Source organism: Tenacibaculum sp. 1B UA (assembly GCF_033978845.1).
Taxonomy (GTDB): domain Bacteria; phylum Bacteroidota; class Bacteroidia; order Flavobacteriales; family Flavobacteriaceae; genus Polaribacter.
In genome coordinates this window covers 12,110-28,231 of sequence record NZ_JAKVUA010000028.1, presented here as the reverse complement: position 1 = coordinate 28,231, position 16,122 = coordinate 12,110, and the positions used below count along the sequence as shown (strand labels likewise).

Below are 16,122 nucleotides of genomic sequence, written 5' to 3'. Positions count from 1 at the left end.
GTTTTTCATTGTGACAGTTTGAATTTAAAGTTAGTAAATTCGAATTATTAACTGTCCTATTTTTTGGGAAGCCTACACAACAAACTATAATTTTACATAAAAAATATAAAGATCCAGATTTAACCATTGCTGATATAGCTAATATTACAAATCAACACCCTAAAAGAATTTCTTTTGTTATTAATGAAATTTCAAATAAAAACTTTAAAACTTTTATAAATGGTTTTAGAGTTAATGAAGCTATAGAAATTTTAAAAAGTAATAATTCAAAAAACTATAGTATTGAAGGTATTAGTTTAGAGGTTGGTTTTAAAAGTAAAAGTGCTTTTTATAGTGCCTTCAAGAAAGAAACTGGTACTACTCCTACTAATTATAAAAATAGCTTTTTCTAATATTTAACCTATAAAAACCTGTTTCTTTCATTTAAAAAAGAGTTAATTAAAGTTCTATTTTCTGATTTTCGAACTCATTATCTCTTTATCTTTCATATTTAAATGATTTAAAATATTGAGTTTTGCAAAAAATTAAAAATTAAAACTACATGAAAATTAAACATTTTTTAAAACCTCTATTTTTTTTATTTATCTCTATTATACTTACTAACTGCTCTAGTGAAGAAAACGAAATAGAAATAATACCAACTAGTTTCAATAATAGTAATAATTTTAATTATTTTATTAACCACAATAATACTCTTAAAATATATTTAAAAGGCACTTTTAAAGATGGTAATGATTTAGCTGATGTAACTGATAGGGGATTTGTATATGGAAAATCATCAAACCCTATTCCTAATGGCAACAATACTGTGGTTGCCGCAGGTCCTGCTGACAATATTACAGGTATAGTTGACAATTTACAAAAGGAAACAACTTATTATATTAGAGGTTATTTTAAACTAAGTGATAACACATATTTCTATGGAAATGAAATTAAAATAAACACTAGTATAGACGCTAGTGAAACTAGATCAATTAGCATGAAAATCAAACCGAAACTATTCTTTAAAAACTCAGAAGGTATTACCCCAGAATTAGAAGTAATTTCTATAGAAAAAGAATCTCCTAAAGAAATTGGTTTTGAATATAGTGTAAATGAAGATTTTTCTAACAGCTCTATAGCCTTAGATACTGATGTATCTGGTAATATTTTTAAAAATATTTATACTGAATTTATTGAAGAATTAACACCTGAAACCACTTATTACTTTAGACCTTATGCTAAATACAATGATGGTAGTGTTACAAATGGAGGAACTAGTGTTGCTTCTTTTACAACAAATAAAGCATTTTAATTAAAAAAAATATTTTCTGACTAGTGCTAAATAATTATTACAGTTATTTAGTACTGGTCGTTATTTTTTCTTTTATACCTAAAAAATAAACGCCTATTCTAAAAACGATTTAATCTACAATTTTTCTAGTAACTTGCTGTAGAACAATAACACATACAAGTGAAAGATACCAAAACTACTTCGTCTTTAAAACTTCCTTTTCTGTTTGATGCAGATAAACTACTCCATGATTATTCTTTAGTTGTAAATCAACATTGGATTCCTCATTTCAACACATCTGGATATCAAGGTGAGTGGAAAGCAATCTCTTTGTATGCTGGCAATGGTGATGCTTCTAATATTTTTGCTTTTCAAAATGATAATAGTACTATTAAGGAAACTCCGATAATGAATGATTGCAATTATTTTAGAGAGGTTATCAACTCTTTTCAATGTCCTATTTTATCTGCTCGCTTATTACGCTTGAATGTTGGTGCAGAAATTAAACCTCATCGTGACTACAAACTAGGTTATGAAAATGGTAACTTTCGCTTACATATTCCGATTATTACGAATAATAAGGTTGAATTTATTTTAAATGATGAACAATTGAAAATGTTACCTGGTGAATGTTGGTATACGAATGTAAATTATATACATTCAGTTACTAATAAAGGAAATGAAGACCGTATTCATTTAGTTATCGATGCTGAAAGGAACGAATGGTCTGATACTTTATTTTTTTCGCTTGCTCCAAAAGAAAGTTTTCAACCTAAACAAGAAGAAATTGATTCACCAGAAACAATACACCTTATCCTAAACGAGCTAAAACGTAGCAATGAACCTGCTTCGAAAAAACTTATTAATGAAATGGAACAGAAGTTATCAAAGCTTACATCAAAATAAACAACTCTTATAATAGCTTGTAATGAATTTAAAAAAAGAGTTACTACGTATTACTTCTAAATTCTTTGATGAAACATCTAATTATTCTTCTGCTTTAAAAGAGTATAAACAATTACTCTTTAGAATTTCAAATGAAGCTATAAATAATGAAGAGCATCGAAATAATGTTCAACTTGAAAATGGTGTAGCAATAGGTACTTTATGGGCAGCTAATTGCCTTGATGATTTAAAAAGAACTCTAAAATTTATCAAAGGAATTGATATTGCTATTCAAGAGAAGATCCATCAAAAAGACTCATTACATATACTTTATGCGGGTACTGGTCCTTTTGCTTCGCTTATACTTCCTTTTGTGTTAAAGTATGCTGACTTCAATATAACATACTCATTTTTAGAGATAAACCCTCTGAGTTTTGAAATTTTAAAAAGTACAATTAAAAAACTAGATTTAGAAAACCATAATATCAACTTTATAAATCAAGACGCTACAAAATATCAATTCCCTAAGAACTTTTCTCCAGATATTATTATAAGTGAGACGATGCAACGTGCATTGGATAGTGAGCAACAAGTTTCTGTTTTTTATAATTTAATGAGGCAGTCTAATTCAGATACTGCTTTTATTCCTGAGAAAATTACATTAGCTATTGGTACTAGCTCTTACAAAAACGACGAACCTAGCATTCAACAAAAATATTATCGTGAACATCATAAGGTTTTTGAAGTTAGTAAAAAAGCCCTGAATTCGGGTGAGTGGTTGTTTGAAAAAAAATCGAATAAATTAGGTTTTACTGAAAAACGTACAATTTTAAGAAAGAAAGAACTTTCTACAGCTAGTGAAATTGTAGTGATGACAGAAATTACAATTTATAAAAGCGAGAAGCTTTTTGTAAACGACAGTGGTTTAACCGCTCCTAAATACATTAAAGATATTTCCAATAACAAAAAAGAACGCTTAATTATAGAGTCTCAGTATGTAGTTGGTTCTGAGCCTAAACTTGAATTAAAAATTATTTAAACAAATTTCAGTTTCACTCCTTTTTTCTCAGCATATATTTTTGCTGCTTCTTCTAGCTCCAAGTTTTTTTCTTTAAACTCTTCAAAACTTCTGACTTTAAACTCTTTAATTAACTGATTAATTTCTTGTTTAGTTTTTCCCTCATCATACATATATGCTATTTCTGCATAGTCCTTTTTATAAAAGTCTATACAAAACTCAAACAATTCAATTGAAGCATTTATTAAATCTTTTGAGTCTTCGTTTACTTCTAAGTTCTGAATGTCTCTTAAACTTCTTTCAAGGTTTGGTATGGTAACTCTATGAAGATATTGAGAATATGTCGCTGCATATTCTTCTCCATCATTATCATAGTACTTTAAATATTCATTTTTTTGTAATTCTTTAAGTTGTTTAAAATATCCTATACCATAATTAACAGTTAATAAATTAGCTTTTAGTACTGTTTTTTCAACTACCCTTTGCGGAGTTTCTTTCTGACACCCTATAAACAATATACATACTACAATTACCCCTAAAATATTATTTACCCTTTTCATTTCAAATATCTTTTATCAGGTTATAAAATAAATTCTTGACGTTTATGTAAAAACATTGCAAACAAGGCTTTTTTTGATTTTTTGATAGAAACCCCACACCCCTACCTTATTTAAGCCTTAGTTTACAATGCTATATTTTTCTCCTTCTTTATTTAGTTAGCTTATATAAAGATGAATGAAGCAACAATCATCCACACTCCTACAGCTATTCCTAATAATCCTAACTTTCCTTGTTTCGGTGCAATCTTCCCTCTCAATATTTCTGCTTTTTCTCTAGCTTCAGGGTTTTTTGATAATAATAATTTGTTTATCATTCCGTATCCTAACATAAAACCTAAGACTGCTTCAACTACGCTACCTGCTAAGAAAGTTACCCACCAAATTGGTGCTGTAGTTAACCAACCTAAGTTTAAAATAGCTGAAATTATTCCCCAAATTCCCCAAATACAGAAAATAAGACCAATCCAACCTTGGTAAGGTTCTATTTTTTCTAATAATTCTTTAGCATTAGGTTTTTTTGATAAGATTAAAGACGGCACTGCTACGATGCTTAAAAATACTAATGAGATTCCGTAAATCATGTTTAATTAAAATTTAAATGGTTTATATATTTATTTTTATTATTTATGAATTAAAAGTGCTGAAGAAAACATAAACAGCATTAAAAAAGTTACGATGATAAGTCCTGAAAACATCCACCAAGGAGTTTTACTTGTTTGCTTATATTCTTTTGCCTTTCGTTGTAAATCTGGTGGCATTTGACTTTTGCTCATTTCCTGTTTACAATGACCACAAATACTATATGTTTTTTTATATAATGGAATAACAGGAATCCAAAATATATGTACATACAATCTGTTTACTTGAATAAACAATCGTTCTGGTGTATTGCAATAACTACAACTATGATTGTTTACTGGCTGTATACTTATTTTGGCTTCTCGCCACCCAAAAATGACCATAACTTTATTACTTAATAATTATGGTACAAAGATGCGTTGGAAGTGATTCTTAAAATAGACTGAAACTAGTGAAAGTTACTACCCTGTTTTCAGGGGGTAGTAAAATTACTACTCTACTAAGCCCAGTTTTATTGCGTATTTTGTTAATCCTGCTAGGTTTTTTACGTTGAGTTTAGATATTAAGTTTTTTCTATAACTCTCAATAGTATGCTTACTTAAAAAGAGTTTATCTGCAATTTCTTGTGTAGTATATTCTTCTGCAATTAATTTAAGTACATCTTTCTCTCTAGTTGTTAACATTATTGAAGTTTCCTTTTTTTTATTAAAAACATTATCCATGTAAGCTTCTCGTACAGATTGTGAAAAGTATTTTTCTCCATTAAGAATAGTTTGTACTGCTTGTAGCAATTCAGATTGTGTTGCATTTTTAGATAAATACCCATCAACATTATTTTTAATTAATGTATCTATCATTCCTGCATCTGTATGCATACTAACTATTAATGTTTTAATATCTGAACGTTCTTTTTTTATATAATCGTTTAACGTAATACCATCTATATCTGGCATAGAAATATCACTAATAACAACATCTATATGTTGATCTGGATTTGTTTTTATATACTTTATTACATTTTCACCACTATTTGCTGTAAGTAAGATATTGTAAACATCTTCATTCTTAAAAATGTTTAACAATCCATCTAAAAACATTTTATGGTCATCAACTAAAATAATATTGTAAGTCATAGTGTATATTAATTTAAAGGCACATTTATATCTATTACTGTTCCTCTACTTGGAAAAGAGTTTATTAAAATATTCCCTTTAATTGTTTTTAATCTGTCTTTTAAATTTTGAAAACCTAGTCCGTATTTTACTTTTTCTTGATCAAAACCAACACCGTCATCTTCAAAAAGCAATTGTATTGTACTATTAAATATAGAAAGTTGAATGTCAATTTGTGTTCCTTTTGCGTGTTTTAAAGCATTAGTTAATAATTCTTGAATTATTTTATAAAGCTCCACTTTTAAATTCTCATTCACTTGGTCAACTTCTTCTACTGGATGTATTTGTAACGTTATTTGTTCTTTAGATAGTGCTTTTACATTATTTATATATTCTGTTATTATTGTTGTAAAAGCAGAATCTTTAAACTTTTTAGGCATTAAATTATGAGATAACTCTCTTACCTGATTATAGGTTTCATCTACTTGTTTAATTATGCTTTCTTCCTCTAATTTACTCTTGTTTGATAGTTGTAACTTTATGGTTGCTAAATTCCCTCCGATACTATCGTGCAACTCTCTAGCAATACGCTTCCTTTCATTATTCTGCCCTTCTAATGATGCTTTTACTAACTTTAATTCTTGGTCTTTAAGTAACGTAGTTATTTTTTGTTTATTTACTTCTTCTAAAGTCTTATTAAGTTTACTTTGTGTTTGAAGCTTTTGATAGTACACATATAATAAAGCAAGTACAGGTATTAATACAATAAGAAAGGCTATTAGTATGTATGCTTTCATTGTTTTTTGTCGCTCAATCTCTTGCTTTTGTTCTAATGTTTTATACTGTACTTCAAGCTCATTTACTTGCTGTTTATTTTGACTTACTAAAATTTCATTATTAACACGATTTAACTGTGTCATTAAAGCATGTGCATTTTTATAGTCCCCTGTTTCAGCATAAGCATTTTGAAGACCTAAAACAGCTCTTCTTTCTATTTCTAAATTTCCCCATTGTATGGAGTTTATATATACTGTAGAAAGTATTTTCTTAGCATTTTCATAATCTTTTCCTTTTAAATAAAAACTACCTATTATGTTTCCCGCCTTAGCATATAAGGTATAGAACCCTCTGGATAACGATTCGTTAAAAACATTATAACAAAGATCTAATGCTTCTGTTGTTTTATTTTCTTTTTGTAATATTCTACCGAGCCATAGGTCGGTTTTTAACGTCCTTTTCACAAAACCATCTGACACATAAAATAGTTTTGCCTTGTTATAATTTTCTTTTGCTTTTTCTAGCCTATTCTTTGTATAATAAATAAAACCTAGTTCAAAAAAAGCATCATGTTTTAATTTTTCGTTAGGGGCATTTTCAATACATGTTTCTATAATTTCCTTTCCTTCTTTTTCATTTCCTCTTAAATACTTCACTACTCCTAATCCTATTCTATTTTTAACAAATAATTCATCATTCGGTTTATTATTTGAGTGCTCTATTCCTTTAAAATACCATTTCAAAGCTTCATCAAAAAGTCCCTTTTCTAACTTTCCTTCAGCCACTACACTAGAAACCTTAGATAAATGCTTTTCTTTATTTATTAATTTATTCTTAGTTGTTTCTGTATACAGTTTACTTCCATAGTATATTATGGAGTCTAAGTTCCCTTTTTCTCTATGAAATTCTATAAGATCAAATGTAGCATCGTATTTAACTTTGAAATTTTTTGCCTTATTTATTTTTGAAAAAAGGGAGTCATGTGGAATTGTGGGATTTACTCCAAAGGCTTTAAAACCTTGTACTCCTCCCGACTGCGACATTCCTTTTAAAGCGAAAAACAAAAAAACTGCGATTATAACTTGTTTTATAAACGACAGCCTTATTTTTCTTCTTAAGTAACCTATTCTCATATCAATTATTAAGTCTTTTTTCTAAACAATTAGAACTGCTAAAATTACATAACATTTTTATTTTCTTATTAACTATTAACAACTTTATTCTTTTTAAACACTAACCCTTAAAGCCAGAGTACATAAACAATTGTTATTCTTTTATAAAATTTTATCTTCAAATTTTTTATTAGTTAGGAAACCTAACTATATTTGTAATGAAATTTAAAATCAATATAATATGAGTAAGTCTATTTTTTATCACGCAGGTTGCCCTGTTTGTGTAAGCACAGAACAAGACATTATAAACCTAATTGGTTCTGATAATGTTGAAATCGTTCACTTTGGTGAAGATAAAAGTCGAATTTCAGAAGCTGAAGGTTCAGGTGTAAAGTCTGTTCCTGCTTTGGTTACTCCTACTGGGAATGTTCTCCATATTAATTTTGGAGCTTCAATTGAAGATGTTAAAGGATAATTTTTTTCGCTCTACAAAGTTAGTATTCCTAACTTTGTAGAGCTTTTTGATATTTTAAATTATATAAAATGGAAGTAGCTGTTTGGGATACTTATGTAACAAAAAAAGATAATACACAAATGCATTTTGATATTATTGTGCCTTCAAGCATTAAAGACACAACCATTATTTTCAACTATGGTAAGGAGTATTTAAAAACTAAAGGACTAGAAAACCTTGAACTATCTTCAAAAGAATGTGTATTTTGCCATATTGAAATACTCAAACCCGAATGGGGAGATGCTATACATAAAAAAGGGTGTTTTATTTACGAAATGGAAAACTGTAATTAATGAAATCTCCTTTTGACTTAAACCAGCAAAACACTAAAATTGAAAGTAAAATAGTTGTGGCTTTAGAACGAATTTCTGAAGCTTTTAGAGTACTTCTTTGGAGCGAAAGCAAGGAGAACTCTTTAAGCCCTATCCAAATTCAAATTCTAATTTTTTTACTGTTTCATTCAGAAGAAAAATGTAAAGTGAGTTATTTAGCTGAAGAGTTCAACATGACTAAAGCTACTATTAGTGATAGTATTAGGGTTTTATTAAAAAAAGAATTAGTTCAAAAGTTTCATAATCCTAACGATACTAGAAGTTATATTATTGGTTTAACTGAGCAAGGAAAACAAATAGCTGAGAAATCAGCCAACTTCACTTTTAATATTGAGAAACCTTTGAGTTCATTCCCTGAAGACCAAAAGAAAGACATACTAGCAGGGCTTTTAAAAGTAATATATCAACTAAATCAAGCAGGAGTTATAACGATTCAAAGAATGTGCTATACTTGTTCTTATTACCAACATGAAAACAACGAACATTTTTGTAAACTTTTACAATCTAAACTAGCTTCTAAAGAGTTAAGAATTGATTGTCCTGAACACGAATTTAAGAGTTAATACTTTAAAGCGTCAACTTTACTTTTTAAGGATATGCTAAAAAACTAATTTTATTACATACAACCTTTTATTTTTGACAAAAAACACAAATGGCTATACATAACTTAATTCTTCAATCGAAAGAAACAACTATAAAACTAGATGAAATTCATCTTAGTAATGAAAACAAAAATAAGCTACAGCAACTACTAAAAGAATTTAAACACGTTACTGTTTTAGATAAATACAAGCTGCCTGTTGATAATAAAGTTTTATTATTTGGACATACTGGTTGCGGTAAAACTACCACAGCTAAGGCTATTGCCAAAAAGCTTGATAAAAAAATTATCATACTTAATTTGGGGAGCATTGTTTCTTCAAAACTAGGAGAAACAGCTAAAAATATTTCCGAAGTTTTTAAAAAAACTACAAGAGAAAGTGCTGTGCTTTTTTTAGATGAATTTGATTACATTGGTAAAGCTCGTGATTATGATAGCAAAGACTCTAGCGAGATGAAACGATTGGTAAATACTGTAATACAATTAATAGATCAACTTCCAAATGACGTTTTATTAATCGCTGCTACCAATCACTCTAGTGTTATTGATACTGCACTTTTAAGACGCTTTCAACTAAAACTTAAATTTGAAGCACCTAGTGAATCAGACTTAGACAGCTATTACGAAGCGTTATTACAACGGTTTCCTGAAGAGTTTAGAAAGGTAACTCGTGTGTACGGTATATCGTATGCAGAAGCTAAAGACATTACTTTTCGAGCTGTAAAAAATAAAATTATTGAAAAAGAAGAACTAAATAGTCAATTAGTAAATGGATAATATTCAAAATAACCTCAACATTATTCGCCAAAGAATACAATTTGCATGTAAAAAAGCAAATAGAAACTCAAAAGATGTTCGTTTATTGTTAGCTACTAAGACGGTAGATACAGATAAAATAAACTTTGCTTTAGAACAAGGAGAAAACCTAGTTGGTGAAAACAAAGTACAAGAATTAAAACAAAAATGTAATGCTATAAAACATTTACAACCTGAAGTTCATTTTATCGGTCATTTACAAAGTAACAAGATTAAAGAAGTTATAAAATGGGCTAGCTGTATTGAATCTATCGATCGCTTATCAGTTGCTCAAAAATTACATCAACGTTTAACTTTTGAAGAAAAAGAAATTGATGTCTACATACAAGTAAACACCTCTTTTGAAGAAAGTAAGTTTGGGGCTAAACCAGAAGAAACTATTGAATTAGTAAAAAAGATATCTGAATTCAAAAATATTCATATCAAAGGGTTAATGACTATTGGTTTACTAAGCTCGGAATCAGATGAAGTTCGAAAATGTTTCCAGCTTTTAAAGCAACTTCAAGAAGAAATCAAGTCACTACAAATTCCTAATGTAGAAATGAATGAACTCTCTATGGGAATGAGTGGTGATTTAGAAATTGCTCTTGAAGAAGGCGCTACTATTATACGTGTTGGAACAGCTATTTTTGGAGAACGAATATATCCTGACAGCTATTACTGGAACGAAGCAAAAAGTAACGCTTAGTTTTTCTGTACTTTTTTCAGGTTTAACAAATCAATCGGATTAATTCCTAAACCGGTAATATTTCTCTGTGTAAAACGAATTACCTCATCATAATATAACGGTACAATTGGCGCTTCTGCAATAATGATACTATCCATTTTTTGGTATAACCTGTAACGTTTTTTTACATCCACTTCTTTGATGCATTGCTCGTACAAAGTATCAAAAAGCTCATTTTTAAAATGCGTATAATTGGGTCCATTAGACGTAAAGTTTTTACTGTAAAAAAGTGACATATAATTTTCAGCATCAGGATAATCTGCAATCCAACTTGCTCTAAAAATAGGCAACTTTCCATTTGCTTTTCCTTGGCGCAAGGTTGAAGGCGGAATTACATCTACTTTAGTAGCTATCCCTATTTTTTGTAACTCACGTTGAATAAACTCGCACAAGTCTAGATAATTGCTGTTCGTTGTAATAGCTATTTGTGGATTCTCATTTCCTGTTTCTTCTTTGTATTGCACTACTAACTTCTTTGCTTCTTCAGGGTTGTATGAATATCCTTGTTGGTTATTGAATGAAGGTAATCCTTTAGGAATAAATCCACTTGTAGCAGGGTTACCGATTCCGTTTCTCAAAAATTTTATCATCTTCTCCCTATCAAAACCATAATTAATGGCTTGTCGTATCAGTTTTGATTTTGTTGGATGCTCCTCTTCTCCATCTAAATATATTCCTAAATATTCTGTGTTTAAATACGCTCCTGTTTCCATGTTAATTTTAGAAGCATATTTCTCTTTTAAAGTTCCATCAGTGTTTAGAATATCATCTTTATACGAAGCATCCAAACTCTTCATAAAGTCAATATTTCCTTGAATAAACTGTAAAAATTCACTTTGTTTATCTGGTAAAAAAGTAACAGCTACTGCTTCTAAATACGGAAGTTGTTTTCCTTTTTCATCCTTTTCAAAATAGAGTGGATTTTTTCTCAATACCAACTTGGTATTTTCAACCCAAAGTTTAAAATGAAAAGGTCCTGTTCCTATCGGATTTGCTCTAAACTCATTCCCAAAATAATCAACAGCTTCTTTTGGTACAACCGAACAATATTTCATAGCAAGCAATCCTAAAAAAGGTGGAAAAGGTTGCTTTAAATTGATGGTAAAAACTGAATCGCTCTCTGCGTTGAAACTAGCAACATTTTGTAATACCCATCCTCCTGGAGACGCTACATTCTTATCAAGTAATCGATTAAAAGAATATTCAAAGTCTTGGGCTATTACATTTCTCGTAGAATCTTTTCCAAATAATTCATGCTTATGAAATAACACGTCATTTCTTAACTCAAACTGATACGTTTTTCCATCTTCAGAAATTGTCCAATTCTTAGCTATCGAAGGTTGTACTTGTAGACTATCATCCAGTTCTACCAATCCATTATATAGTTGGTTGACTCCCCAAATATTTCGCTGATCTTTTGCAAAAGCAGGATCTAATGAGGTAATATTTGAGTGCTCATTATAACGAAAAACCTGATTGTTTGTATATTTTGATTTCTTTTTAGTACAAGAAAAAAGAAACAATAAGGCTATTAATACAACTACTTTATTTCTTTTTACGTTTATTTTTATAGTAGGTTTTATCTGCAATGTATATGGTTTTAGAAACTTCTGCAAAAACAACAGTTTTATCTTGGTTCGTTATTTTAATATCTTTTATTAAATTGATTTCCTGTTCATTTTTAACCTGCTTTTTTATTTGTTTTATTTCATCTTCAGAAAAAATAAAATCTACATAAGCGTCTTGCTTTACAGGTCTTTTAAATAATATTGTTGCAGCTTTATCCCAAACTACATAAGTATCTCCAAGAATATTTATTAACTGAATCATAAAAATAGGATCGGTTGCAGAAAATAAGCTTCCTCCAAAAATAGATCCTACGTAATTCTTATTCTTGTACGTAATAGGAATTTTCACTTGCGCTTTCAATAAATCTTCAGAAACATAATTTATTTTCCCAGTAGATCTTCTATACATGGGAGAAATATTGAATCCGTACTTAAAAATAGTACTTTGTTTAAAAAACCTTTTTAAAAAATTAGAAATTGTTGCGTACATACCTATCCTTTTTCAAAACCATACTCTCGTTCTACTTTACATATACGTAGTTGATATTTTTTATACCACTTTTCTCTTCCTATGTTTCTAGCTTCAATATGCTCTACATTATTTTTCCACTTAACAATAGCGTCCAAACTTTCCCAATAAGAAACCGTAATCCCTACATCGCTTCTTGTAGATTCAATACCTAAATACCCTTCTTGTTCCTTAGCTAAGTTGTCCATTTTTTCAGCCATTTCATAATATCCTTCTCTATCATCTGAAAGAGTTGTCGTGAAAATTACTGCGTAATACGGAGGTTTTAAATTATCTACTATCATAAAATTAGTTCATATTTAGTTTCTGGTAAGCCAATATCATCACTTATAAATTTCTCTATAGCAACAAAATTGAATCGCTCTAATATTTTAGCAGAAGCAACATTTTCATCCACCACACACCCTATAAGTTTTTTCATTCCTATAGATTTACAGTACTGTATTAATCCTTCACAAAGTTCAGTTGCAAAACCATTTCCCCAGTATCGTTCTATAAACCGATATCCTATTTCATCATTGCCTTCTTCATCTTTTACCAAAGCAACCGTGCCTACAAATTCATTGTCTGACTTACGCTCTATGGCATAAATCCAAAAATCATTTTCTTTATTAATATATCGTGCTATAAGCTGTTCTAAATCCTCTTTGCTTTCTTCTAAATTTTTAGGTTCTCCAGTGGCGTATTGCAATACTTTCGGATTACTTTCCAGCTCATAAAAAGGCTCTATATCAACAACTTGAAGCTTTCTAACAAGTAATCTTTTCGTTTCAAAAATCATGAATATTATCGTACTTTTGCAAACCCAAAACTGTTTTAAGCAGTAGTAGATTAAATAAACTATACGAACTTCTAAAAAATTAAAGACTTGTACAAGGCTTTTGTTTTTTATTTAGGATAGAGAAAAGATGAATGTAGACAAAAAAGTAGCTTTTTACACCTTAGGTTGTAAATTAAATTTTTCTGAAACCTCAACCATTGCCAGAAACTTTGTTAATGAAGGGTTTGAGCGTGTTGAGTTTGAAGAGGAAGCAGATATATATGTGATTAATACTTGTTCTGTAACAGACAATGCTGATAAACGTTTTAAAAGTATTGTAAAATCTGCTTTGAAGAAAAATGAAGAGGCTTTTGTTATTGGTGTAGGATGTTACGCACAATTAAAACCAGAAGAATTAGCTGCTGTTGATGGTGTAGATTTAGTATTAGGTGCTACTGAAAAGTTTAATGTAACTAGCTATATCAACGACTTAGCCAAAAATGATATTGGTGAAGTACATTCTTGCGAAATTGAAGATGCCGATTTTTATGTAGGCTCTTATTCTATTGGAGATCGTACCCGTGCTTTCTTAAAAGTGCAAGATGGTTGTGACTACAAATGTACTTACTGTACGATACCGCTAGCTCGTGGAATTTCTCGAAGTGACACCTTAGAAAACGTATTAAAAAACGCCAAAGAGATTTCAGAAAAAGGAATTAAAGAAATCGTTTTAACAGGAGTAAATATTGGCGACTACGGAAAAGGTGAATTCGGTAACAAAAAGCACGAACATACCTTTTTAGAGTTAGTACAAGCTCTTGATAAAGTGGATGGAATTAATCGTTTACGAATCTCTTCAATTGAGCCTAATTTATTAAAAGATGAAACAATTGATTTTGTTTCCAACTCAAATACGTTTGTTCCTCATTTTCACATTCCACTACAATCAGGAAGTGACACACTTTTAAAGAAAATGAAGCGTCGTTACTTGCGAAAAGTATACACCGATAGAGTTGCAAAAATTAAGGAAGTAATGCCCAACGCTTGTATTGGTGTAGATGTTATTGTTGGTTTCCCTGGTGAAACAGATGAATTGTTTTTAGAAACCTATAACTATTTAGCTGATTTAGATATTTCTTACTTACATGTTTTCACATACTCTGAAAGACCAAATACTGAAGCTGTTGAAATGGATGGTGTGGTTCCAAAGAAAACACGTGCAAAACGAAGTAAAATGCTGCGCGGATTATCTGTTAAAAAACGTAGAGCTTTTTATGAAAGTCAGTTAGGGAATACACTAACCGTATTGTTTGAAAGCGAAAACAAAGAAGGGTATATTCATGGATTTACCGAAAACTATGTAAAAGTTAAAGCTCCTTGGAATCCTGAATTAGTAAATACATTACATACAGTTACGTTAACAAAAATTGATGAAGACGGTTTAGTACGCTTTGATTTTGTAGATACTGAAGTTATTGCTTAACTTGTCAACTAGTTCACTCAATCAAAAAAACTCACCTATGAAATATCTACTATATTCTTTTTTAGCCTTAGGAATCTCTTGTGGTATTCCTAAAAAAGGTTCTGAAACCAAATTAACAGAGCCAATAGAAAAAGAAACAATTATTAAAGAAGAAGTTACAAAACCTATAGCTTCTCAAAACGAGTTAATTGTTGTTCTTAAAAATGCTAAAAGTATTGATGATGTAAAATCACTTATAAAAAACAGCGGTTTAACTTGGAGTAAAATGGCTTATGAAACAGATGCTTCAAAAATAGCTATTGTTGAAGTCCCGGAAGGGAAACGTGATTTTTGGATTGATAAATTACAAGAAAGTGGTGAGTTCAGATTGATTGATGCCAACACGGATGAAAAATTAACTAACATTATTTCCGAAGAGAAAAATAATCTTTTAAGGATTACTAAAACTCAATGTTTTGGTGACTGCCCAGTATATACTGTTTCTATTGATAAAGAAGGAAACGTAGTTTATAACGGTGTGGAATATGTACTTGTAAAAGGTATTCAGAAATTTACGCTTTCTGAAAAACAACTACAAGAGTTAAACAAAAAACTTACTAAAAAGGATTTTAAAAGTTTTAAAGACGCATATAACAATCCTAGAATACCTGATTTATCTAGTACCTATATAGTTCATGATGGAAAACAAATCTTAATTCGTTTATGGAAAGATATTCCTGATGAACTTATTGATATACATGAATATATAGATGGTATTTTATTAGACAAAAAGTTTATTGAATAATGCCTAAAACTCACCTATATTTTGTTCCTGGTTTAGCCGCCAATACCAAAATATTTGAGCGTATTTCTTTACCAAAGGAACATTTTGAATTACACTTTTTAGATTGGATGATTCCAACATCTATCGATGAAAGTATTGAAGAATATGCCGAACGATTATGTGCTAAAATCCAACACAAAAACCCTGTGTTAATTGGAGTTTCTTTTGGAGGTATTATGGTACAGGAAATGAGTAAAATTATTGATTGCAAAAAAATAATCATAATATCAAGTGTTAAAAGCAATAAAGAGTTTCCTAAACGTTTTAAACTAGTACAAGTAACAAAAGCCTATAAACTTTTCCCTTCAAAAGTTATTTCAAATATTGAAAGTTACGAACGCTACTTTTTTAATGATTATTTAAAAAAACGAGCTGAGTTATATAAAATATATTTATCAATAAGAGATAAAAAGTATTTGCAATGGGCTATATATAATGTATTGCACTGGAAACAAAAAGAATCAATTCCTGGTATAATACACATTCATGGAAAAAAAGATGAAGTTTTTCCTATAAAATATATTAAAAACGCAATTGAAGTTGAAAATGGTACACATGTAATGATACTTAATAAGGCAAAAACTATTTCTAAAATATTAAAAAAGGAATGTTTTTTGATGAATTAAAACCATTACTCAACATAAGACAAAACT

General features: G+C 29.6%; 21 protein-coding genes. 12 read left to right on the top strand and 9 right to left on the bottom strand.

The features are described from left to right. The first annotated feature begins 86 nt into the window (after positions 1-86). The 4 genes from MK851_RS15695 to MK851_RS15020 all read left to right on the top strand — a co-directional run bounded on the left by MK851_RS15695 (position 87) and on the right by MK851_RS15020 (position 3,197). Positions 87-392 (top strand): helix-turn-helix domain-containing protein, encoded by a 306-nt coding sequence (locus MK851_RS15695; protein WP_413788393.1) that lies wholly within the window; start codon positions 87-89, stop codon positions 390-392. Positions 393-541: 149 nt separating this feature from the next. After that, entirely contained in the window at positions 542-1,294 is a 753-nt protein-coding gene (locus tag MK851_RS15030) for a hypothetical protein (protein ID WP_320244760.1), read from the top strand. Between the two features lie 159 nt (positions 1,295-1,453). Beyond that, positions 1,454-2,179, top strand: coding sequence for an aspartyl/asparaginyl beta-hydroxylase domain-containing protein (locus MK851_RS15025; protein WP_320244758.1), 726 nt, complete (start codon positions 1,454-1,456; stop codon positions 2,177-2,179). A 22-nt stretch (positions 2,180-2,201) separates the two neighbouring features. Further along, the gene (locus MK851_RS15020; protein WP_320244756.1) at positions 2,202-3,197 is read left to right on the top strand and encodes a hypothetical protein; all 996 of its coding nucleotides are present in this window, start codon (positions 2,202-2,204) and stop codon (positions 3,195-3,197) included. Here MK851_RS15020 and MK851_RS15015 read toward each other — a convergent pair. The 5 genes from MK851_RS15015 to MK851_RS14995 form a co-directional block, all read right to left on the bottom strand. Then, positions 3,194-3,736, bottom strand: coding sequence for a hypothetical protein (locus tag MK851_RS15015; protein WP_303506583.1), 543 nt, complete (start codon positions 3,734-3,736; stop codon positions 3,194-3,196). The two genes, MK851_RS15020 and MK851_RS15015, sit on opposite strands and share 4 nt — an antisense overlap. 161 nt (positions 3,737-3,897) lie before the next feature. Then, positions 3,898-4,317 (bottom strand): hypothetical protein, encoded by a 420-nt coding sequence (locus MK851_RS15010; RefSeq protein ID WP_115902264.1) that lies wholly within the window; start codon positions 4,315-4,317, stop codon positions 3,898-3,900. Positions 4,318-4,356: 39 nt separating this feature from the next. Further along, the gene (locus MK851_RS15005) at positions 4,357-4,698 is read right to left on the bottom strand and encodes a zinc-ribbon domain-containing protein (protein WP_320244754.1); all 342 of its coding nucleotides are present in this window, start codon (positions 4,696-4,698) and stop codon (positions 4,357-4,359) included. A gap of 108 nt (positions 4,699-4,806) precedes the next feature. Next, positions 4,807-5,448, bottom strand: a complete 642-nt coding sequence (locus tag MK851_RS15000; protein WP_320244752.1) for a response regulator transcription factor — start codon at positions 5,446-5,448, stop codon at positions 4,807-4,809. 8 nt (positions 5,449-5,456) lie between these two features. Then, entirely contained in the window at positions 5,457-7,247 is a 1,791-nt protein-coding gene (locus MK851_RS14995; protein WP_320244750.1) for a sensor histidine kinase, read from the bottom strand. 310 nt (positions 7,248-7,557) lie between these two features. Here MK851_RS14995 and MK851_RS14990 point away from each other — a divergent pair, with 310 nt between their 5' ends. The 5 genes from MK851_RS14990 (at position 7,558) to MK851_RS14970 (ending at position 10,267) form a co-directional block, all read left to right on the top strand. Continuing rightward, on the top strand, positions 7,558-7,791 hold the full coding sequence (locus MK851_RS14990) for a thioredoxin family protein (RefSeq protein ID WP_320244748.1): 234 nt from the start codon (positions 7,558-7,560) through the stop codon (positions 7,789-7,791). A gap of 68 nt (positions 7,792-7,859) precedes the next feature. Next, the gene (locus tag MK851_RS14985) at positions 7,860-8,123 is read left to right on the top strand and encodes a DUF2024 family protein (protein ID WP_320244746.1); all 264 of its coding nucleotides are present in this window, start codon (positions 7,860-7,862) and stop codon (positions 8,121-8,123) included. Beyond that, a complete protein-coding gene (locus MK851_RS14980) occupies positions 8,123-8,725 on the top strand; it encodes a MarR family winged helix-turn-helix transcriptional regulator (protein WP_303506595.1) in 603 nt (200 codons plus the stop codon). The genes MK851_RS14985 and MK851_RS14980 overlap by 1 nt, the downstream gene beginning before the upstream one ends. 89 nt (positions 8,726-8,814) lie before the next feature. After that, on the top strand, positions 8,815-9,540 hold the full coding sequence (locus MK851_RS14975; protein WP_320244743.1) for an ATP-binding protein: 726 nt from the start codon (positions 8,815-8,817) through the stop codon (positions 9,538-9,540). After that, the gene (locus MK851_RS14970; protein WP_320244741.1) at positions 9,533-10,267 is read left to right on the top strand and encodes a YggS family pyridoxal phosphate-dependent enzyme; all 735 of its coding nucleotides are present in this window, start codon (positions 9,533-9,535) and stop codon (positions 10,265-10,267) included. Before MK851_RS14975 ends, MK851_RS14970 begins: the two co-directional genes overlap by 8 nt. Here MK851_RS14970 and MK851_RS14965 read toward each other — a convergent pair. The 4 genes from MK851_RS14965 to MK851_RS14950 are packed head-to-tail and all read right to left on the bottom strand — an operon-like array spanning position 10,264 to position 13,184. Next, positions 10,264-11,895 (bottom strand): ABC transporter substrate-binding protein, encoded by a 1,632-nt coding sequence (locus tag MK851_RS14965; protein ID WP_413788392.1) that lies wholly within the window; start codon positions 11,893-11,895, stop codon positions 10,264-10,266. The two genes, MK851_RS14970 and MK851_RS14965, sit on opposite strands and share 4 nt — an antisense overlap. Next, complete coding sequence (locus MK851_RS14960; protein WP_047790469.1) at positions 11,852-12,364, bottom strand: DUF4442 domain-containing protein; 513 nt, start codon at positions 12,362-12,364, stop codon at positions 11,852-11,854. The genes MK851_RS14965 and MK851_RS14960 overlap by 44 nt, the downstream gene beginning before the upstream one ends. Positions 12,365-12,366: 2 nt before the next feature. Continuing rightward, the gene (locus MK851_RS14955) at positions 12,367-12,687 is read right to left on the bottom strand and encodes an antibiotic biosynthesis monooxygenase family protein (protein WP_303506603.1); all 321 of its coding nucleotides are present in this window, start codon (positions 12,685-12,687) and stop codon (positions 12,367-12,369) included. Further along, positions 12,684-13,184 (bottom strand): GNAT family N-acetyltransferase, encoded by a 501-nt coding sequence (locus MK851_RS14950; protein ID WP_303506605.1) that lies wholly within the window; start codon positions 13,182-13,184, stop codon positions 12,684-12,686. The genes MK851_RS14955 and MK851_RS14950 overlap by 4 nt, the downstream gene beginning before the upstream one ends. Positions 13,185-13,311: 127 nt before the next feature. Here MK851_RS14950 and mtaB point away from each other — a divergent pair, with 127 nt between their 5' ends. From mtaB to MK851_RS14935, 3 genes are read left to right on the top strand one after another with little or no spacing between them, the layout of a single operon-like run. Continuing rightward, complete coding sequence (gene mtaB / locus MK851_RS14945; RefSeq protein WP_320244737.1) at positions 13,312-14,646, top strand: tRNA (N(6)-L-threonylcarbamoyladenosine(37)-C(2))-methylthiotransferase MtaB; 1,335 nt, start codon at positions 13,312-13,314, stop codon at positions 14,644-14,646. Positions 14,647-14,683: 37 nt separating this feature from the next. Then, a complete protein-coding gene (locus MK851_RS14940; RefSeq protein ID WP_320244735.1) occupies positions 14,684-15,430 on the top strand; it encodes a DUF6438 domain-containing protein in 747 nt (248 codons plus the stop codon). Continuing rightward, on the top strand, positions 15,430-16,095 hold the full coding sequence (locus MK851_RS14935) for an alpha/beta hydrolase (protein ID WP_320244733.1): 666 nt from the start codon (positions 15,430-15,432) through the stop codon (positions 16,093-16,095). The genes MK851_RS14940 and MK851_RS14935 overlap by 1 nt, the downstream gene beginning before the upstream one ends. The last annotated feature ends 27 nt before the right edge of the window (positions 16,096-16,122 follow it).